Here is a 19847-nt window from a genome sequence, read left to right as displayed (position 1 = left end):
GTACAAACCAGGGACACCCGGTGACCCAGGTCACCCGGGGCAGCACCGAGGAAAGGGTGGCACTCGTGCCGAACGCGCAGCTGACGATCGACCCGGCGTTCCGGATCGGGCCGGCGGACCGCCGGCTCTTCGGTTCCTTCGTCGAACACATGGGGCGCTGCGTCTACGGCGGGATCTACGAGCCCGGGCACCCGGACGCCGACCCGCGCGGCCTCCGCCGGGACGTGCTGGCGCTGACCCGGGAGCTGGGCGTCTCGGTGGTCCGCTACCCGGGCGGCAACTTCGTCTCCGGCTACCGGTGGGAGGACGGCGTCGGACCGGTGGGCGACCGGCCCCGCCGGCTCGACCTGGCCTGGAAGACCATCGAGACCAATGCGTTCGGGCTGGACGAGTTCATGACCTGGGCGGCCGAGGCCGGCGTCGAGCCGATGATGGCGGTCAACCTCGGCACCCGGGGCGTCCAGGAGGCCTGCGACCTGCTGGAGTACGCCAACCACCCGGGCGGCACCCAGCTCTCCGACCTGCGCCGCAAGCACGGCGCCGAGGAGCCGTACGGGGTGAAGCTCTGGTGCCTCGGCAACGAGCTGGACGGGCCGTGGCAGGTGGGTCACAAGACCGCCGACGAATACGGCCGGCTCGCCGCCGAGACCGCCCGGGCGATGAAGTTGATCGACCCGTCGATCAGCCTGGTCGCCTGCGGCAGCTCCAACCGGCAGATGCCCACCTTCGCCTCCTGGGAGGCGACCGTGCTGGAGCACACCTACGAACACGTCGACTACATCTCGGCCCACACCTACTACGACCCGTCCGACGGCGACCGGGCCAGCATCCTGGCCTCCGCGGTGGACATGGACCACTTCATCCGGGAGGTGGTCGCCACCGCCGACCACGTGGCCGCCAAGCAGCGGCAGAAGCGCAAGCTGAAGATCTCCTTCGACGAGTGGAACGTCTGGTACCAGTCCCGCCTCCAGGCCGACCTGGACCGGCGGGGCTGGGTCGAGGCGCCGGCCCTGATCGAGGACGACTTCACCGCGGTCGACGCGGTGGTGGTCGGTGACCTGCTGATCACCCTGCTCCGGCACGCCGACCGGGTCGGGGTGGCCTGCCAGGCCCAGCTCGCCAACGTGATCGCCCCGATCCGGACCCGGACCGGCGGGCCGGCCTGGCGGCAGAGCATCTTCCACCCGTTCGCCCTCACCGCCCGGCACGCCCGCGGCACGGTGCTGCGCACCGAACCGGTCTGCCCCAGCTACGCGACGAAGCGGTACGGCGACGTGCCGGTGCTGGACACCGTCGCCCTGCACGACGAGGAGACCGGCGAGCTGACCGTGCTGGCGGTCAACCGGGGCTCCGACGACCTCCCCCTCGACCTCGACCTGCGCGGGCTGCCCGGCCTGCGCGCCCGGGAACACACGACCATCGCCGCCGGGGCCGACCCGGCGGGCGCGAACACCGAGGCCGAGCCCGAGCGGGTGACGCCCCGTCAGCTCACCACCCCCACCCTCGACGACGGCCGGTGCGCCGTGGCGCTGCCGGCCTGCTCCTGGAACCTGCTGCGCTTCGCGCCCCAGCCCTGACAAGGCAAGATCTCATCCCGTCCCCCAAGGAGAACCGCATGATCCAGAATGAGATGAGCCGGCGGCGCCTGCTCGGCCTCGGCGTCGGGCTCGGCGCGGCGGCCACGCTGACACTCGCCGGCTGCGGCGGTGGCAGCAGCAGCTCGGACCGGTCCGCCGCGGCCGGCAACGGTGGCAAGGACTACACCGGGCCGAAGGTCGACCTGAAGCTGTGGAACGGCTTCACCGGCGGCGACGGCGACATCTTCAAGAAGCTCGTCGAGCAGTTCAACAGCGAGCACCAGAACATTGCCGTCAGCGTGATCACCTACCAGTGGGACGACTACTACAGCAAGCTCCCGGGGGCGGTCTCCAGCGGCAACGGCCCGGACATCGCGGTCATGCACATGGACCAGCTGGCGACCTTCGCCGCCCGGGGCGTGATCACCGAGCTGGACGACGTGGCCAAGGCCCTGGAGCTGAGCGAGGGCGACTTCGCCCCGACGGTGTGGAAGGGCGGCATCTACCACGAGAAGCGGTACGGCATCCCGCTGGACATGCACCCGCTCGGTTTCTACTACAACAAGGCGGTCATGCAGAAGGCGGGCCTGGACCCGAACAAGCCGCCGACGACGAAGGACGAGTACACCGCGGCGCTGACCGAGCTGAAGAAGTCCGGCGTGCAGGGCTTCTGGGTCAGCCCGTTCCAGTTCACCGGCGGCATGACCTTCTACAGCCTGCTGCACCAGTGGGGTGGGACGCTCTTCGACGCCGACGTGGCGAAGGCGACCTTCAACTCCGACCCGGCGGTCGAGGCGTGCACCTGGCTGGTCGACATGATCAAGCAGGGCTTCTCCCCCGCCAACGTCGGCCAGGACGCCGACTACCTGGCGCTCAAGAGCGGCAAGAACGCGTTCAACTGGAACGGCATCTGGCAGGTCAACGACCTGAAGAAGAGCCCCTCGGTGCAGTGGGGCGTCGCCCCGCTGCCGCAGATCGGCAGCCAGAAGGCCGCCTGGGCGAACTCGCACAACTTCACGATCGTCAAGCAGCGCGCGGCGAACGACAACAAGGTCTCCGGGGCGAAGGTCTTCATCAACTGGCTCAGCCAGCACTCCCTCGACTGGGCCAAGGGCGGCCAGATCCCGGCCCGCAAGGCGGTCCGGGAGGGCGCCGAGTTCAAGGCCCTGCCGGAGATCAGCTCGCTCGCCCCCGAACTGGAGTACGCCGCCTTCCCGCCGGCCGCGCCGGGGCTCGGCGAGGTCATGACCACCTTCTACAACAGCTTCAACGAGGCCGCGCTCGGCAAGAAGTCGCCGAAGCAGGCGCTCGACGACGGGGTGGCCAAGGCGAACAAGCAGCTCGAGGACAACCGCAAGAAGTACGGGAACTGATCCGCCGTGGCGGACGTGATCGAGGTCGGGGCGGCGCGTGACGACGCGCCGCCCCCGGCGGGGCGCCCCCGCCGGGGCGTGACGCAGCGGGGCCACCGGGCGACCCCGTACCTCTTCCTCGCGCCGTACCTGGTCCTGTTCCTGGTCTTCGGGCTGGCGCCGATCCTCTTCGGGATCTGGATCAGCCTCCACCAGTGGGACCTCCAGCTACCGAACCGCCCCTTCATCGGCATCGACAACTATCGGGACCTGTTCTCCAGCGACTCGGCGATCTACGCGGACTGGTGGTCCAGCGTCCGCGCCACCGCGATCTTCACCGTGCTGTCGGTGCCGCTGCTGGTGGTCGTCCCGCTGGGCCTGGCCCTGCTGCTCAACCAGAAGTTCCCCGGCCGGACGTTCTTCCGGGCGGCCTTCTTCGCCCCGTACGTGCTCGGCGTCGCGGTGATCGGCCTGCTCTGGCGCTTCCTGCTGGACGCCAACCTCGGCCTGGTCAACCGCCTGCTCGGAGCGGTCGGACTGCCGCCCGACACCCCGTGGGTGACCGACGTGCCGTGGGCCTGGGTCTCCCTGGTCGGCGTCACGGTCTGGTGGACCTGCGGCTTCAACGCCGTGATCTACCTGGCCGGGCTGCAGGACATCCCGGCCGAGCTGTACGAGGCGGCCCGGGTCGACGGGGCCAACGGCTGGGCCCGGTTCCGCCACGTGACGATCCCCGGGCTGCGCCCGGTGCTGCTCTTCGTGCTCACCACGACGATCCTCGCCTCGGCGAACGTCTTCGGGCAGGCGTTCCTGATCACCCAGGGCGCGCCGGGCGAGCAGACCCGGACCGTGGTCTGGCGGATCGTCGACGAGGGGCTGCGCGACTACGACGCCGGGCGGGCCGCCGCGATGAGCGTGCTCTTCGCGCTGCTGCTGGCGGTGGTCAGCATCGTCAACTTCCGGCTGTTCCGGTACCGGGAAGACTGAGGGGACGACCATGACGAACGTGCGTCGGGCGGTGCGCTACGGCGTGCTGCTCCTGATCACGGCGGTGTTCGTGACCCCGCTGGTCTGGATGGCCCTGACCTCGCTGAAGACCTACGACGACGCGCAGCAGGACCCGCCGAGCTGGTTGCCGAACCCGTTCTCCACGTACGGCTACGACCAGATCGTCAACAACACCGCCAACCCGGTGCTGCGCTGGTTCGTCAACAGCATGCTGGCGGCCAGCCTGCACACGCTGCTCGTGCTGGTCACCGCGTCGATGGCCGGGTACGCCCTGGCCCGGCTGCGGTTCCCCGGGCGGAAGCTGAGCTTCGCGCTGATCGTCGGGACGCTCTTCCTCCCACCCACCTCGTTGATCATCCCGAACTTCGTGATCGCCGAGCGGCTGAACTGGATCGACACGCTGACCGTGGTGATCGTGCCCGGCGCGGCGAGCGCGTTCGGGGTGTTCTTCCTGCGCCAGTTCTTCCTCTCCATCCCGGCCGAGCTGGAGGAGGCGGCTGTGCTGGACGGGGCGAACCACTGGGAGATCTTCACCCGGGTGCTGCTGCCGCTGTCGAAGCCGGCGCTGGCCACCCTCGCGGTGCTGTCGTTCCTGGCCAACTGGAACGACTTCCTCTGGCCGGTCTACGTGCTGTTCAGCCCGGAGCGGCTGACCCTGCCGGCCGGCCTGGGGCTGCTCCAGGGCGCCTACGTGACCGACTACCCGGTGATCATGGCGGGGGCGGTGCTGGCCAGCGTGCCGGTGCTGATCCTCTTCGTGCTCGCCCAGCGGCACGTCATCCAGGGTGTCTCGCGGAGCGGCCTGAAGGGATGATCGACCGGAGGACCCGGCGACTCGGCGCGGCCGCCCTGGCCGCCGCGCTGCTCGTCGCTGGTTGCGGCAGCGGACCCACCCCATCGAGTACGCCGGAGGACGCGCGCGTGTTCACCAACCCGGTCGTCCGGAGCGACGCCCCCGACCCGCAGGCGATCCGGGTCGGCGAGACCTGGTACCTGTTCCACACCAACTCCGGCGGCCGCAACGTCCCGGTGCTCACCTCCCCCGACCTGGTCGACTGGGCCGAGGCCGGGGACGCTCTGCCGGAGCTGCCCGGCTGGGCGGACGCGGGAAAGACCTGGGCGCCGGAGGCCATCCAGCTCGCCCCGGACCGGTTCGTCCTCTACTACACGGTGGCCGACCGGGCCTCCGGCCGGCAGTGCGTGGGGCGGGCGGTGGCGGCCACCCCGCTGGGGCCGTACCGCGACGACTCGGCCGGGCCGCTGATCTGCCAGGCGGAGCTGGGCGGGTCGATCGACGCCAGCCCGTATCGGGACGACGACGGGAGCCTCTGGCTGCTCTGGAAGAACGACGGGAACGCGATCGGGGTGGACACCTGGCTCTGGTCGCAGCGGCTCAGCGACGACGGGCTGCGTCTGGTCGGCACCCCGACGAAGCTGCTGAAGCAGACCGAGCCCTGGGAGGGCACCCTGGTCGAGGGCCCCTTCTTCCACCGGCACGACGGAAGGCTCTACCTCTTCTTCGCCGCCAACGCCTATGACAAGGCAACCTACGCCGAGGGGTACGCGGTCTGCGAGAGCCCGACCGGGCCGTGCGTGAAGGCCGCGGAGAACCCGATCCTGAAGGGCAACGCCGCCGCCTCCGGCCCGGGCCACGCCTCCATCGTGGAGCAGGACGGCCGCACCTGGCTGCTCTACCACGCCTGGCCGCCCGGCCAGGAGGGCTCCATTGAACCCGGCCGCCAGGTCTGGCTCGACGAGGTCGTCTGGACCGACGGCAAGCCGGTCGTCAAGGGCCCGACCGCCGGCCCGCAACCCAAGCCCTGAGGTGCAAGGAAGGGCCCCCTTTTAACGCCTCAGGTAGCGCAGGGCCCCTTCTTAACACTGGGCGTTAAGAAGGGGCCCCTGCTTACACATCAGTGGGTGGCGGCGGGCTCGGGCGCGGCGGCCTGCTCGCGGCGGGCCAGCCGGTTGCGCCGGTGGCCGTAGCCGAAGTAGATGACGCCGCCGAGGAGCATCCAGGCGAGGAACCGGATCCACGTCTCCACCGACAGGTTGAGCATCAGGTAGAGGCAGGCCAGCGCCGACACGATCGGCACCACCGGCGAGAACGGCACCTTGAACGGCCGCTCCAGGTCCGGCCGGCGGCGGCGCAGGATCGGCACCGCGACGGACACCAGCACGAACGCGCAGAGCGCGCCGATGCTGACCAGGTCGGCGAGGGCCGAGAGCGGCAGGAGGCCGGCGAGCAGCGCCACGCCGATCGTCATGATCGCCGAGATCCGGTACGGCGTGCCCCAGCGCGGGTGCACCTTGGCGATGGACGGCGGGATCAGCCCGTCCCGGGCGATGGCGAAACCGATCCGGCCCATGGCCACCAGGTCGACCAGGATGACGCTGGTCAGGCCGGCGATGGCGGCGATGGAGACCAGGATGGCGGCCCAGCCGGCGCCGGCCGCCTTGAAGGCGGACGCGATCGGGGCGCCCTCGTCGATGTCGGTGTAGTGCACCATGCCGACCACCACCAGCGAGACGCCGATGTACAGCACCGTCGAGATGCCCAGCGTGCCGAGCAGGCCCAGCGGCAGGTCGCGGCGGGGCTGCTTCGTCTCCTCGCCGAGGTTCGCCACGGCCTCGAAACCGGTGTACGCGAAGAACACCACCGCGGCGGCGGTGAGCACGCCGGCGAAGCCGAAGACCGACGGTTCGAGCCCGAAGATGGCCTGGGTGACCGGCTGCCGGATGCCGTCCTCGCCGCCGCCGGCCGGCTCGGCGGCCGGGATGAACGGGCTGAGGTTGGCGGCCTTCACGAAGAACAGCCCGGCGACCACGACGAAGACGCAGATGGCCACCTTGACCAGGACCAGCAGGTTGGTCACCCGGGCGGATTCCCGGATGCCGACGATGCCGACGGCGCCGAGGATCAGCACGATGGCGATCGCGCCGAGGTTGACGATGCTGCCCTCCTCGGCGAACCAGGCGCTGGGCAGGCCGAGGAGTTCGGCGAGGTAGCCGGACCAGCCCCGGGCCACCACCGCCGAGCCGAGCGCGAACTCCAGCAGCAGGTCCCAGCCGATGATCCAGGCGACGATCTCGCCCATCGTGGCGTACGCGTAGGTGTAGGCGCTGCCGGCGGTCGGCACGCTGGAGGCCAGTTCGGCGTAGCAGAGGGCGGCGAGCAGGGCGACCACGCCGCCGATGGCGAACGAGATGACCACGCCGGGGCCGGCCGTGTTCTTCGCCTCGATGCCGGTGAGGGTGAAGATGCCGGTGCCGATCACGATGCCGATGCCGAAGCCCATCAGGTCGAACGCGCCGAGCCGGCGGCGCAGGCCGCCCCGGCCCCCGGTGTCCTCGCTGCCGTCGGCCTCGCTGTGCGCCAGCACGTCCTTGATCGGCTTGGTCCGCAGCACGGACACCTGATCACCTCCCGACCGTGAGACCACCACGGTGGCGGCCAGTGACCGGCCTAGCTACCCAGGGCTTCCGCCCCCTAATCACGCGCGGCGCGGGTCGGAAAGGTCACGAATCAGCCTGTGGGCCGGCTCACCCCTCGGACATTTGGCCCCATCTGGGCGTCGATCCGCCCGGAAGTCTTGCGCGCCATCGGGATAGGTGAAAGTTTTCTACCGGCGACAGATGTCCTGCGGCGAATCTTGCCGGATGCGCCGACCGTCCGCCGCCACCCGAAACTGCCCGGGAGCCCCAACGAAGGGACTGCACCGCATGAAGGCAACTCGGCTCAGAGCCGCCGGGCTGGCCGTGGCGCTGCTCGGCGCGCTCGTCGCCGGCACCCCCGCGGCCGCCGCTGAGAACGACCCGACCACCGACTCCTCCTCGACCACCTGCGTCACCAACCCGGCCACGCCGAAACGGCAGTTCCGGGCCATGTGGATCGCCTCGGTGACGAACATCGACTGGCCCACCAAGGCCTCGCAGACCGCACCCGACCAGGTCGCCAAGCAGAAGGCGGAGTACCTGGCCTGGCTCGACCTGGCGCAGAAGCTGAACCACAACGCCGTCGTGGTCCAGGTCCGCCCCACCGCGGACGCGTTCTGGCCGTCCCCGTACGAGCCGTGGTCGGAGTACCTGACCGGGGTGCGCGGCCAGGACCCGGGCTGGGACCCGCTGGCCTTCCTCGTCGAGGAGTCGCACAAGCGGAACCTGGAGTTCCACGCCTGGATGAACCCGTACCGGGTCTCCATGCCGGCCCCCAGCGGCGCCGGCGCGGACATCTCGAAGCTGGCCCCGAACCACCCGGCCCGCCAGCACCCGGACTGGGTGTTCGCCTACCCGCCGGCCGGAGTCGCCGGCAGTCGGCTCTACTACAACCCCGGCATCCCCGAGGTCCGCGAGTTCGTCGAGAACGCGATGCTGGACGCGGTGCAGCGGTACGACGTCGACGCCGTCCACTTCGACGACTACTTCTACCCGTACCCGAGCGGCACCTACCAGTACCCGGACGACGCCACCTTCGCCCAGTACAACCGGGGCTTCACCAACAAGGCCGACTGGCGGCGGGACAACATCAACCTGCTCGTCCAGGAGATGAACGCCAAGATCAAGGCGGAAAAGCCGTGGGTGAAGTTCGGGGTCAGCCCGTTCGGCATCTGGCGCAACAAGTCGGCCGACCCGAACGGCTCGGACACCACCGGCTCGCAGTCGTACGACATCATCTCCGCCGACACCCGCAAGTGGGTCAAGGAGGAGTGGATCGACTACATCGTGCCGCAGCTCTACTGGTACATCGGCCAGTACCCGGCGGCCGACTACGCCCGGCTGGTGCCGTGGTGGGCGGAGACCGTGCGCGGCACCAACGTCCAGCTCTACATCGGCCAGGCCGACTACAAGAGCGGTGACCCGGCGTACGGGTCGTTCTGGATGAACCCGCACGAGCTGTCGGACCACCTGACGCTCAACCGGTCGTACCCGGAGGTGCTCGGCAACGTGCACTTCTCCGCGGTGCAGGTGAAGGCGAACCGGCTCGGCGCCACCGACATCTACACGGCGGAGCACTACTCCCGCCCGGCGCTCGTGCCGACCATGTCCCAGCTGCCGGCTCAGCCCCTGCTCGCCCCGGTGGTCACCGGCGCGCAGCGGCAGGACGACGGCGTGCGCCTGAGCTGGCGGCAGCCGGCCGACGGCAAGGGTCCGCTCGGCACCGCCACCTCGTACGCGATCTACCGGTTCGACGGCACCGGCCTCGCCGAGCGGTGCGACTTCGCCGACGCGGCCCACCTGGTCGGCACCGTCCGGGGCACGGACGGCGACGTCCAGTCCTGGGTGGACACCACCGCGGCGGCCGACGCGCGCTACACCTACTACGTGAGCGCGCTGGACCGGTCCTGGAACGAGGGCCCGGTCAGCCCGCCGCGCTTCGTGCACTGACCCTGCCCGAATGCCCCCGGGCCGCCACGGCGGCCCGGGGGCATTCGTCTGTTTGAACGCATGTCATCAACAGCTCACCTCGACCATCCCCCGACGCCGCGAGATTGATCGACACTTATCGACATCCGGTGATCCGCCGGTGACCCGCCGTACCGCACACCCCCAGCGGAGGTACCCGTGTCCAGACGTCTCGCCACCCTTCTCGCCACCGGCACGCTCGCCCTGCTCACCGTCCTCGGCGTCAGCTCACCCGTGGCGGCCGCCGTGAGCCGCGAGCAGAAGCTGAGCGTGCTGTCCAGCTGGACCCAGACCAGCGCGACGAGCTACAACGCCTGGAACGCCGGCCGGCTCAACAAGGCCGCCTGGTCCGAGTACGCCTTCGACTGGTCGACCGACTACTGCTCGTCCAGCCCCGACAACCCGCTCGGCTTCAACTTCAGCCTCTCCTGCTACCGGCACGACTTTGGCTACCGGAACTACAAGGCCATGGGCGTCTTCTCCGCCAACAAGTCCCGCCTCGACAGCGCCTTCTACGAGGACCTGAAGCGGGTCTGCGCCACCTACAGCTCGATCGTCCGGCCGGCCTGCTACAGCCTGGCCTGGACCTACTACCAGGCGGTCAGCGTCTTCGGCTCCGTGGCCGCCGTCCAGCAGGCCGACATCGACCGCGCCGCCCGGATGAAGGCGCAGGCCGAACGCGCCGCCGCCCGCTCCTGACGCCGCTGCGCCGACCAGGAGGTTCGGGTCGCCGTACGCCGGGTCCCGACCTGACCCTCCTGGTCAGCCGGCGGAGGACCGGCGTGGGGCCGGCGTGGGGGCGGTGAAGCGCGGGGAGTCGGCCGCGAGGTCGGGGTGCTCCACGCCGAGGGCCAGCGTGGCCGCCTCCTCCAGGGCCAGCTCGGCGCCCGCGCCGTACGCCGCGTCGAACGCCGGGTCGCCGAGCACCCGGCGCAGCTCCGCCTGCCGGGCCAGCCAGTACGGCCCGTAGATGCCCGGCGTGGCGCGCAGGCTCGCCCGGGTGGCCTGGGCCGCGCCGAACAGCCGCGCCGCGGTCACCGGGTGACCGCCCAGCGCGCAGCGCACCGCGATCGCGTTCAACGTGTCGCACGCCCCCCCAAGGTAGCCGTGCGCCATCCGGGAGCGCAGCGCCACCAGCAGGTGCTCGTGCGCGGCGACCAGGTCGCCCCGGACCAGCGCCACCAGGCCGAGCAGCATGTCCACCGACCGCCGGCCCCGCTCCACCGGGCGGGCCGCCTCCACCGGCCGGGCCGCGCCCAGCAGCTCGGCCGCCTCGTCCAGCGCGCCCCGGCGCCAGAGCAGCTCGGCCAGGTTGTAGACGGCGTGCAGCGCGTCGGGCACCACGTCCTGCGCGTGCGCCCAGTCGATCACCTCCCGGCAGACCCGCTCCGCCTCGGCGAACTGTCCCATGTCGACCAGCGGCGCGGCCCGGCCCGCCAGCACCCGGGCCAGCAGGCCCAGGTCGCCGGCCTGCCGGGCGGCCGCCTCGGCCCGTTGCGAGTAACGCAGCTCCTCGCCGAACTCGCCGTCCGCGCCGGCGTGCAGCGAGTGCATGTGGTACGCCGCCGCCAGCTCGGCATCCGGGACCTCCTCGCCGGTCTCGGCGAGCCGGCCGTAGAGCCGGAACAGCCAGAGCCGCCCCTCCCGGGCCAGCCCCCGCTCCCGCCACCACTGGTCCAGCCCACCGGCCAGCCGCAGCCCGAAGCGGGCGCTGCCGCCGGTGGCGCACCAGCGCAGCGCCGCCCGCAACTCCCCGGCGAGCGGGTCGAGCGCGTACAGGGAGAGGGTGACCGGCTGGCCGTCCTCGCCCAGGTGGGCGCGGTCCAGGGCGTGCCGGGACCAGGCGACGTGCCGCTCCCGGGCGGTCTGCTCCTCGCCGGCCTCGACCAACCGGCGGGCCGCGTACGCGCGGATCGGGTCGAGCATCCGGTAGGTGCTGCCCGAGGCGTGCGGCTCGGCCAGCACCATCGACTTGTCCACCAGCACCGAGAGCGGGTCGAGCGGGTCGTCGTCGAGCAGCCACTGCACGGTCGGCAGGTCCACCGGGCCGGCGAAGACCGACAGCCAGCGCAGCAGCCGCGCCGAACGGGCCCCCAGCGTCCGGTAGGACCAGGTGACGGTGGCCTGCATGGTCAGGTGGCGCGTGCTCGCCGAGCGGTGCACGGCCCGGGTCGCCGGGGTGGGCGGCGCGATGCCGGTGGCGGCGGCCATCAGGTCGACCGTGTCCTGCTGGTTGCCGCTCCACCCGGCCTCCACCGGCGGCGGCTCCGGCTCCACCCGCCCGGCGTCCAGGGTGCCCAGCATGTCGTCGAGACGCTCGGCGAGCTGACCGGCCGAGAGCACCCGCAACCGGGCAGCGGCCAGCTCGATGGCGAGCGGCAGCCCGTCCAGCCGGCTGACCACCCGCCGCAGGTCGGCCTGCTCGGTGAGCTCCGGCGGGCGGCCGCCCCGGGCCGCCGCGGTGCGGTCGAGCAGCAGGGCCACCGCGTCGCTCGCGCCGCCGTCCGGGCCGGGGTCCACCGAGAGCGGCGGGATCCGCCAGACCACCTCGCCGGGCAGGCCGAACGACTCCCGGCTGGTGGCGAGCACCCGGACACCCCGGCCGCCGGCCAGCAACCGGGAGATCACCTCGCCCGAGGCCGCCGGCTGGGCGTCGCAGGTGTCGAGCACGACCAGCATCCGGCGGGCGGCCGCGTACTCCACCAGGGTGTCCACCATCGGGCGGCCGGGCTCCGGACGGAGGCCGAGCACGGCGGCGATCTCGAACGCCACGAGGCCCGGGTCGGTCACCGCGGCGACGTCGACGAACCACGCCCCGTCCGGGTAGACCTCGACGATCCCCGAGGCCAGCTCCACCGCCAGCCGCGTCTTACCGGCGCCGCCCGCGCCCAGCACGGTGACCAGCCGGTACCTCTCGACCAGCCGACCCAGCTCGGCCCGTTCCGCCTCCCGGCCGACGAACGAGGTGGCCTGGGTGGGCAGGTTGTGCGCCACCACGTCCGCGGTACGCGGGCGCGGGAAGCTTCGCTCCAGCCCGGGCGCCACCAGCTGGAACAGCCGTTCCCGGTCGTCGAAGCCGCGCAGCCGGTGCAGCCCGAGGTCCAACAGGGACGCTCCGTCCGGCAGCGGGTGGGCGCGCCGGGCGGTGGCGCCCGAGCAGAGCACCTGTCCACCGTGGGCGGCCGCCGCCACCCGGGCGGCCCGGTGCACCTCGGGGCTGGCGTACTCGCCGTCGCGGGGTTCGGCGTACCCGGTGTGCAGGCCCATCCGCACCCGGGGTGCGGCCTCCGCGGTGGGCCAGTCGTGGCTGGCCAGCGCGCGCTGCGCGGTCAGGCAGGCGCTCACCGCGGCAGCCGCGTCGTCGAACGCGAGGAAGAACGAGTCCCCCTCGGTCAACAGTTCCGCCCCGTCGGTGTCGGCCAACGTGTCACGCAGCAGCCGACGGTGTTCCCGCAGCACCGGGCGGTAGCCCGGACCGAGCAGCTGGGCCAGCCGCGTCGAGCCCTCGATGTCGGTGAACACGAAGGTCACCCATCCGCTCGGGAGGTGGATCCGTGGCGACATGCGTGGAACCTCCGACCCTGACGTCGGGTTCATGCTGCCCTATGGTCAACCGATCACGCATCGTGAGAACGGTCGGGCAGATTCCGACCCAAGGTGCCAAGGATCACACTGCCGGCAATGTCAGGGTCGACCGGCGAGACGAGGTGGGCGGCCGGATCAGCAGCCGCAGCCGCCGCCGCAGCAGCCCCCGCCGGCCGGCGCGGCACCGCCGCCGACCGGACCGGCGCCGCCCCGGCCGGTGACCGCGACGGTCGACAGCAGCTTGACGGTGTCGGCGTGACCCTGGGGGCAGGACGCCGGCTGGCCGGCCTCGGCCATCGGCCGGTTGACCTCGAAGGTGTCGCCGCAGGCGCGGCAGCGGAACTCGTACCGGGGCATGCCACCAGGGTACGGCCGGGCCTGACGCCACGGCGGGCATGGGTGATACTCGACGGGTGGCGCACGGCGAGGAGCGATCGACGGTTCGACCCCTGCGACCGGCCGCGCCGCCCGACGGCGTCGCCGGCACCGGTCCGCTCCCACGGCCCCGGCGCGGCACGACTCCCAGCCCGGCGGAGACCAGCGGCTCGGCGCCGAAGCCGGCGGAGACCGGCGGGACCGGCGCGGAGTCGGGACCGACCACACCGGACGCCGGCGCGACAAGCGGGCAGCCCGACACCACCGCCACGCATGGCCCGAAGCCGGCGCAGACCACCGACGGCGCGACCGGACCGACGCCGGAGCAGTCCCCGGCGGACGCCACCGTGACGGACGGCAAGGCCGGCCCGAAGCCGGAGCAGACCACCGCGACCGACGCCGTGACCGGCCCGCAGCCGGAGCAGTCCCCGGCGGACGCCACCGTGACGGACGGGAAGGCCGGGTCCGCCGGGCCGGAGCAGGGCGGGGCGGCGGGCGGCCGGCGCCGGCGGGTGCCGTTCGCGCACGCGGTCCGGGTCCCGCCCCGGCAGCTCGCCGTCGGCGCGGCCCGGGCCACCCGGGCCTGGTCGCGCCGCCCCAGCGGGCGCACCGCCCTGCCCGGAGTATTCCTGCTCGCCCTGGTCGGGGCCACCGCGGCGGCGGGCGCGCTGCTGGTGCCGGCAGCCGTGCGCAAGCCGCAACCGGTGGCCGTCGACAGCACCGCGACCGCCCCGGTCAGCGGCGTGCCGCAGGGCGGCCCGGTGCCCGGGCCGACCGACCTGGGATTCCCCGGTGCCACCGGGGTCCCCGTGCCGACCGGGACGCCGGGTGGCGCGCTGCCGACCGGGCCGCTGCCGGCCGGTCGCCCGGCGGACGCGCTGGCCGGGTGGGCGCAGCAGCTCAGCCCGAAGACGGGCATCCCGGTGGTCGCCCTCCAAGCGTACGGCTACGCCGAGTGGGTGCTCGGCCAGACGCAACGGAGCTGCCAGCTCAGCTGGACCACGCTGGCCGCGATCGGATATGTCGAGTCCCGGCACGGGTCGGCCAACAACGCCACCCTCCAGCCGAACGGCGTCTCCGCACCGGAGATCCTCGGCGACCCGCTCGACGGTCAGGGCGGCCGTTCCCGCATCCTCGACACCGACCGGGGCCAGCTCGACCACGACACCGTCTACGACCGCGCGCTCGGGCCGATGCAGTTCATCCCGAGCACCTGGCAGGAGGTCGGCGCGGACGCCGACGACGACGGTGTCAAGAACCCGCACGACATCGACGACGCGGCGCTGGCCGCGGGCAACTACCTCTGCGAGGGTGGCCGGAACATGACCATCCCGGGCGACTGGTGGGGTGCCATCCTGTCGTACAACGACGTGCGCCGGTACGCGCAGGCCGTCTTCGACAAGGCCGACGAGTACGGGCGGCTGAGCGGTACGTGACGTGACGGCTCGCGTACATTCGCGGACTGAACCCTTCCCCCGGGCTGCCGTTCCCGGCAAGCTAGACGGGTGATGGTGCGCGAGTGGGACCCCCGGACCGCGTCGTCCGCCGACATCGCGTCGCTGCTGGACACGCTGAACGCAGTGTTGGCGGCCGATCTGCCGCAGGATCCGCCCTGGCGGGAGAATTCCATGCGGGAATACCTCTCCGAGGTGATGCCGGGTGAGCGGCGGATCTCCTGGGTCGCCCAGGCCGAGCCGGCCCCGGACGGCACCCCGGGGGCCGTCCTGGGGCACGTGCACGTGCTGCTCCTCGGCGGCATCGGCGTGCTGGAGGTGCTGGTCCACCCGTCGGTCCGGCGCGGCGGCCTCGGCCGCGAGCTGGTGCGACTGGCCGCCCGCCGGGTCTGGGGCGAGGGCTTCCAGTCGATCGGCGTCGAGGTCGTCGGCGACACCCCGGCCGTGGCGTTCTACGAGTCGCTCGGCTTCACCCGGGAATACGTGGAGACCCGCAGCGTGCTCGACCTGGGCGCGGTCGACTGGCCGGCGCTGACCGAGATGGCCAGCGGGGTCGGCGCCGGCTACCACCTGGAGTTCTGCCCGGGCGGCCTGCCGGACGACCTGCTCGCGGCGTACGCGCGGGCCAAGGCCGAGGTGCGCGACGTGGACGACGGCGAGCTGCGCCCCAGCTCCTACGACCCGCAGCGGCTCCGGGACAGCCTCGACACCCTGCACCGCCGGGGTATGAAGCCCTACATCGTGCTCGCCCGGCACGAGCAGACCGGCGAGGTGGCCGGGCTGACCGAGGTGGTGGTGCCGGCGCAGCACCCGACCCGGGCCGACCAGTACGACACCATCGTGGTCCGGGACCACCGCGGCTACGGCATCGACCGGGCCATCAAGGCGCGGATGCTGCTGGAGCTGCGCTCGGCCGAACCGGAGCTGGCCGAGGTGCAGACCTGGAACGCGCAGGCCAACGAGGCGATGCTGAAGGTCAACGCGGAGCTGGGCTACCGCCCGGACCGGGACTGGTGCGAATACAGCGTGGACGTCGCGGAGCTGGTGCACCGCCTCGACCCCCATCGCTGACGGATATTCACCAAACGGCTGCCCGGGGGATGGACGAAGGACCGGAACGGCACTTAACGTGCGTTAGTTCACGTCCACCCATCGTGGAGGCCTCATGCGCCCGCGCCGCACCCTTGCCGCGCTCGCGACCACGGCGGCCGTCTCCGTCACGGCCATCGGCGTCGCACCTCCCGCGGCCAGCGCCGCGCCCACCGACCTGTTCATCTCCGAGTACGTCGAGGGCTCGTCCAACAACAAGGCGATCGAGCTCTACAACGGCACCGGCGCCCCGGTCGACCTGACCGCCGCCGGCTACCAGCTCCAGTTCTTCTTCAACGGCGCCACCACGTCGACGAACGTCGCCCTGAGCGGCACCGTCGCGGCCGGTGACGTCTTCGTCTTCGCCGCCTCCTCGGCCGCGCCGGCGATCCTCGCCCAGGCCGACCAGACCTACGGCGGCTCGCTCTACAACGGCGACGACGCGGTCGTGCTGCGCAAGGGCAGCACGGTGCTCGACTCGATCGGGCAGGTCGGCGTCGACCCGGGCACCGAGTGGGGCACCGGGGTCACCAGCACGGCCGACAACACGTTGCGCCGGCTCCCCTCGGTGACCGCCGGCGACACCGACCCGTCGGACGCCTTCGACCCGACCGTGCAGTGGGCCGGCTTCGCCATCGACACCTTCGACGGTCTGGGCAGCCACACCGCCGACGGCGGCGGCCCGGTCGACCAGCCGCCGACGCTGGCCTGCGGCGGCACGCTGACCGTGGAGGCGGGCGGCACCGCGACCCGCCAGGTCACCGCCACCGACGCCGACGACACCGTCACCGACCTGGCGGTCACCGCGGTCAGCCCGGCGCCGGCGAGCGGCTCGATCAGCCGTACCGCGTTCACCCCGGCCGCCGGCGTCGGCGGCACCGCCACCGCGACGCTGACCGCGACGGGCCTCCCGGCCGGCTCGTACGCGGTCACCGTGACCTCGACGGACGCGGACGGCGGCAGCGCCACCTGCACCCTCACCGTGCAGGCGACCAGGCTGCTCTCGGTGGGCGAGGTGCAGGGCCGCACCGCCGACGACGAGAACGGCCGCACCGACCGGTCGCCGCTCGCCCCGGCCAGCGGCAACGGCACCAGCTCCGCCCTGTACGACGTGCGCGGTGTGATCACCCAGAAGTCGCTCACCCGCTCCTCCGCCGGGGCCGACCAGTACGGCTTCTACCTGCAGAGCCGCAAGGGCACCGAGGACGGCGACCCGCTCAGCTCGGACGGCATCTTCGTCTTCATGGGCTCGTTCACCACGCTGATCGGCGGCTACGCGCCGACCGTGGGCGACGAGGTGGTGCTGCGCGGCCGGGTCTCCGAGTTCTTCGACCAGACCCAGCTCTCCAGCGCCTCGCTGGTCCGCAAGCTCGACTCCGGCCTGGACGTCGACACCGCCGTGCAGGTGGACGAGGCGATCCCGCCGGCCGACGCGGCCGCCGCCGACCTGTTCTGGGAGCGGCACGAGGGCACCCGGATGCGGGTCCGCTCCGGCAGCGGCGTCTCCGCCCCGCGGCACATCTTCGCCTCCACCCTGGACTCCGAGATCTACGTGGTGGACCGCGAGGACCCGATCATGAAGCGCTCCGACCCGTACGCCCGCCGGGTGTTCCGGGACGCGCACCCGCTGGACGACATTCCCGGCACCCTCTTCGACAACGGCAACAACCAGCGGATCCTGCTGGGCGCGGGTGGCGTGAAGGCGACCGCCGGTGACTCCGCCGCGCTGCTGCCGGAGGCCCGCACCTACGACACGCTCACCGAGGACGCCTACGGCGCCATCTCGTACGCGTTCAGCAAGTACAGCGTGCAGCCGGAACAGCTCACGCTGACCGGTGGCGCGGACCCGGCGGAGAACAACCCGCCGCAGCCCGCGGACCGCGACTCCGAGGTCGCGGTCGCCACCTACAACCTGGAGAACCTGTACGACTACCGGGACGACCCGTTCGACGGCTGCGACTTCGCCGGCAACTCGGGCTGCACCGGGGTCAGCCCGCCGTTCGACTACGTGCCGGCCAGCGAGGCCGCATACGCCGCGCGGCTGAACGTGGAGGCCCGGCAGATCGTCACCGCGCTGCACAGCCCGGACCTGGTGCTGGTGCAGGAGGCCGAGGACCAGGACATCTGCTCGGTGGTCGACGGCCAGCTGGTCTGCGGCGACACGAACAACGCCGACGGCGCGCCGGACACCGTCCAGGAGCTGGCGCTGGCCATCGCGGCCAACGGCGGCCCCGCCTACGCGACGGCGTACGACCGGACCGGCGCGGACGCCCGGGGCATCACCTCGGCGTTCCTCTACCGCACCGACCGGCTGACCCTGGCCGAGGCGACCGCCGCCGACCCGCTGCTGGGCTCCACGCCGACGGTGCAGTACCGCTCGGCGGGCCTGCCGTCCAACGCGGACGTGCAGAACCCGAAGGCCTTCAACGCGGTGCTGCCGGCCGACGTGGACCGCTCCACCGGCGTGGACGGGTCGAACGTCTACACCCGGGCCGCGCAGCTGGCGAAGTTCACCGTGGCGGCGGCTCCCGGATCGAGCGAGCACTACACGCTCTGGGCGGTCAGCAACCACTACTCGTCCGGCCCGGACACCCGGGTCGGGCAGCGGCGGGAGCAGGCCGCGTACGGCGCCGCGCTGGTGCAGGCGGTCGAGGCGTACGACCAGGACGCACGGGTCGTCTACGGCGGCGACCTGAACGTCTTCCCGCGGCCGGACGACCCGATCGCCACGGCGTCGAACCCCACCCCGTCGGACCAGCTCGGCCCGCTGTACCAGGCCGGCATGCACAACCTCTGGGACGACCTGGTCGCGGACGTGCCGGCGGCGGCCTACTCGTACACCTTCAACGGGATGGCGCAGACCCTGGACAACCTCTTCGTCAACGACAAGCTCCACGGCGACCTGGTGCAGGTACGGGCGGCGCACATCAATGCCGACTACCCGACCGACGCGGCAGGTCTGGGTGACCGGGGTGCCAGCGACCACGATCCGCAGGTGGCCCGGTTCCGCTCCCGGGCGTCGGTGAGCGTGGCCGACACGTCGGTGGCCGAGGGCAACAAGGGCGACGCCACCATGACGTTCACGGTGACCGTGTCCCGGCCGCTCTCCGAGCCGGTGCTCCTCTGCGCCGCCACCTACGCCACCACCGCGCAGGCCGGGTCGGACTACGACACGTACCTGGGCTGCCGGACGCTGGCCGCTGGCCAGACGTCGCTCGCCTTCCCGGTGACCGTCCGCGGTGACAAGAAGGTCGAGGCGGACGAGCAGCTCAACCTGTTGGTGCTGGGCGTGCCGGGGCTCCGGCTCGCCGACCCGGTCGGCGTCGGGACCATCCTGAACGACGACTGACCACCCGTTGGCACGACGGCCCGTCGTCCGGCTCACCAGCCGGGCGGCGGGCCGTTCCGGTATCCGCGGCGCTGCGGGTCGGGCGGGGGCGGATCGCCGCGGTACTTAGCCACCCGCACCTCCCATTGGCTGCGTCGCCGCAGGGCATCCCGGTGGGCCCGGTCCCGATAGAAGGTCTCCGGCGGCCGCGCCAGGCCGTACCGGTCGGCCCACCACTCCCCCGGCTCGGGATCGGTGATGACGTCGAGGTGGGACGGGTAGCGCCGCTCCGCGCCGTCGCGCAGGTCGGCTCGGTCGCGCATCGGCTTGAGCACCCGACCGGCCTCGTCGACCACGACGAGCCGGAACCCGGCCGCGGAGATGATCCGGAGCAACATGGCGAGGCTCGGGGTCAGGGTGCCCGCCTCGATGCGCCCGATGGTGGCCGGGTGCACCTGGGCGAAGCGGGCCAGCTCCCGCTGGCTGGCGTCGGCCCGGCGGCGGACCGCGCGGACGACCCCGGCGGCGGGCCAGGGAATGTCGAGGGGCTCGGTGAGCAGCGCGGGCGGCTCCGCGGCCTCTCCTGCCGCAGGCACCGAGTCTCCGGGGTTGGCGGGGTCGGTCACACCGCCACGGTCTCGCCCGGGGCACCCGCGCGGCAACCCTGCCCGGTCCG

General features: G+C 72.4%; 14 protein-coding genes. 10 read left to right on the top strand and 4 right to left on the bottom strand.

What is annotated here, in order from left to right:
• Positions 1–65: 65 nt before the first annotated feature.
• The 5 genes from arfA to Q2K19_RS14125 are packed head-to-tail and all read left to right on the top strand — an operon-like array spanning position 66 to position 5761.
• Positions 66–1577, top strand: a complete 1512-nt coding sequence (gene arfA / locus Q2K19_RS14145) for an arabinosylfuranosidase ArfA (RefSeq protein ID WP_302772487.1) — start codon at positions 66–68, stop codon at positions 1575–1577.
• Positions 1578–1615: 38 nt separating this feature from the next.
• The gene (locus Q2K19_RS14140) at positions 1616–2950 is read left to right on the top strand and encodes an ABC transporter substrate-binding protein (RefSeq protein ID WP_302771336.1); all 1335 of its coding nucleotides are present in this window, start codon (positions 1616–1618) and stop codon (positions 2948–2950) included.
• Positions 2951–2956: 6 nt separating this feature from the next.
• Positions 2957–3916: a carbohydrate ABC transporter permease gene (locus Q2K19_RS14135; protein ID WP_302771335.1), complete on the top strand. Its 960-nt coding sequence runs from the start codon at positions 2957–2959 to the stop codon at positions 3914–3916.
• A gap of 10 nt (positions 3917–3926) precedes the next feature.
• On the top strand, positions 3927–4751 hold the full coding sequence (locus Q2K19_RS14130; protein ID WP_302771333.1) for a carbohydrate ABC transporter permease: 825 nt from the start codon (positions 3927–3929) through the stop codon (positions 4749–4751).
• Entirely contained in the window at positions 4748–5761 is a 1014-nt protein-coding gene (locus tag Q2K19_RS14125) for a glycoside hydrolase family 43 protein (protein WP_302771331.1), read from the top strand. Before Q2K19_RS14130 ends, Q2K19_RS14125 begins: the two co-directional genes overlap by 4 nt.
• An 89-nt stretch (positions 5762–5850) precedes the next feature.
• Here the strand turns inward: Q2K19_RS14125 and Q2K19_RS14120 are convergent, their stop codons facing one another.
• A complete protein-coding gene (locus Q2K19_RS14120; protein WP_302771329.1) occupies positions 5851–7353 on the bottom strand; it encodes an amino acid permease in 1503 nt (500 codons plus the stop codon).
• Positions 7354–7660: 307 nt separating this feature from the next.
• On the opposite strand from Q2K19_RS14120, the gene Q2K19_RS14115 reads away from it, so the two are divergent.
• Both Q2K19_RS14115 and Q2K19_RS14110 read left to right on the top strand, forming a co-directional pair.
• On the top strand, positions 7661–9322 hold the full coding sequence (locus Q2K19_RS14115; protein WP_302771327.1) for a glycoside hydrolase family 10 protein: 1662 nt from the start codon (positions 7661–7663) through the stop codon (positions 9320–9322).
• 177 nt (positions 9323–9499) lie between these two features.
• Positions 9500–10039 (top strand): phospholipase, encoded by a 540-nt coding sequence (locus tag Q2K19_RS14110; RefSeq protein ID WP_302771325.1) that lies wholly within the window; start codon positions 9500–9502, stop codon positions 10037–10039.
• A 63-nt stretch (positions 10040–10102) separates the two neighbouring features.
• Here Q2K19_RS14110 and Q2K19_RS14105 read toward each other — a convergent pair whose 3' ends face one another.
• Both Q2K19_RS14105 and Q2K19_RS14100 read right to left on the bottom strand, forming a co-directional pair.
• Positions 10103–12904: an ATP-binding protein gene (locus tag Q2K19_RS14105; protein WP_302771323.1), complete on the bottom strand. Its 2802-nt coding sequence runs from the start codon at positions 12902–12904 to the stop codon at positions 10103–10105.
• A 156-nt stretch (positions 12905–13060) separates the two neighbouring features.
• Positions 13061–13282 (bottom strand): FmdB family zinc ribbon protein, encoded by a 222-nt coding sequence (locus Q2K19_RS14100; RefSeq protein ID WP_302771321.1) that lies wholly within the window; start codon positions 13280–13282, stop codon positions 13061–13063.
• A gap of 56 nt (positions 13283–13338) precedes the next feature.
• Between Q2K19_RS14100 and Q2K19_RS14095 the strand changes: the two genes are divergently transcribed.
• The 3 genes from Q2K19_RS14095 (at position 13339) to Q2K19_RS14085 (ending at position 19192) form a co-directional block, all read left to right on the top strand.
• Positions 13339–14736, top strand: a complete 1398-nt coding sequence (locus Q2K19_RS14095) for a lytic transglycosylase domain-containing protein (protein ID WP_302771319.1) — start codon at positions 13339–13341, stop codon at positions 14734–14736.
• 72 nt (positions 14737–14808) lie between these two features.
• Positions 14809–15825, top strand: a complete 1017-nt coding sequence (locus Q2K19_RS14090; RefSeq protein ID WP_302772484.1) for a GNAT family N-acetyltransferase — start codon at positions 14809–14811, stop codon at positions 15823–15825.
• A 94-nt stretch (positions 15826–15919) separates the two neighbouring features.
• Entirely contained in the window at positions 15920–19192 is a 3273-nt protein-coding gene (locus tag Q2K19_RS14085) for a lamin tail domain-containing protein (RefSeq protein ID WP_302771317.1), read from the top strand.
• 32 nt (positions 19193–19224) lie between these two features.
• Here the strand turns inward: Q2K19_RS14085 and Q2K19_RS14080 are convergent, their stop codons facing one another.
• A complete protein-coding gene (locus Q2K19_RS14080; RefSeq protein ID WP_302771316.1) occupies positions 19225–19767 on the bottom strand; it encodes a helix-turn-helix transcriptional regulator in 543 nt (180 codons plus the stop codon).
• Positions 19768–19847 lie beyond the last annotated feature (80 nt).

The sequence above is a fragment of the Micromonospora sp. NBRC 110009 genome (genome assembly GCF_030518795.1).
Lineage (GTDB): Bacteria > Actinomycetota > Actinomycetes > Mycobacteriales > Micromonosporaceae > Micromonospora.
The sequence above is the reverse complement of the archived record's forward strand: the minus strand, read 5'-3'. Positions and strand labels throughout refer to the sequence as shown.

Coding starts and splice junctions, on each gene's coding strand:
- Q2K19_RS14125 (WP_302771331.1), top strand. CDS start 4,748: ATGATCGACCGGAGGACCCGGCGACTCGGCGCGGCCGCCCTGGCCGCC.
- Q2K19_RS14100 (WP_302771321.1), bottom strand. CDS start 13,282: ATGCCCCGGTACGAGTTCCGCTGCCGCGCCTGCGGCGACACCTTCGAG.
- Q2K19_RS14090 (WP_302772484.1), top strand. CDS start 14,809: ATGGTGCGCGAGTGGGACCCCCGGACCGCGTCGTCCGCCGACATCGCG.
- Q2K19_RS14130 (WP_302771333.1), top strand. CDS start 3,927: ATGACGAACGTGCGTCGGGCGGTGCGCTACGGCGTGCTGCTCCTGATC.
- Q2K19_RS14085 (WP_302771317.1), top strand. CDS start 15,920: ATGCGCCCGCGCCGCACCCTTGCCGCGCTCGCGACCACGGCGGCCGTC.
- Q2K19_RS14105 (WP_302771323.1), bottom strand. CDS start 12,904: ATGTCGCCACGGATCCACCTCCCGAGCGGATGGGTGACCTTCGTGTTC.
- Q2K19_RS14115 (WP_302771327.1), top strand. CDS start 7,661: ATGAAGGCAACTCGGCTCAGAGCCGCCGGGCTGGCCGTGGCGCTGCTC.
- Q2K19_RS14140 (WP_302771336.1), top strand. CDS start 1,616: ATGATCCAGAATGAGATGAGCCGGCGGCGCCTGCTCGGCCTCGGCGTC.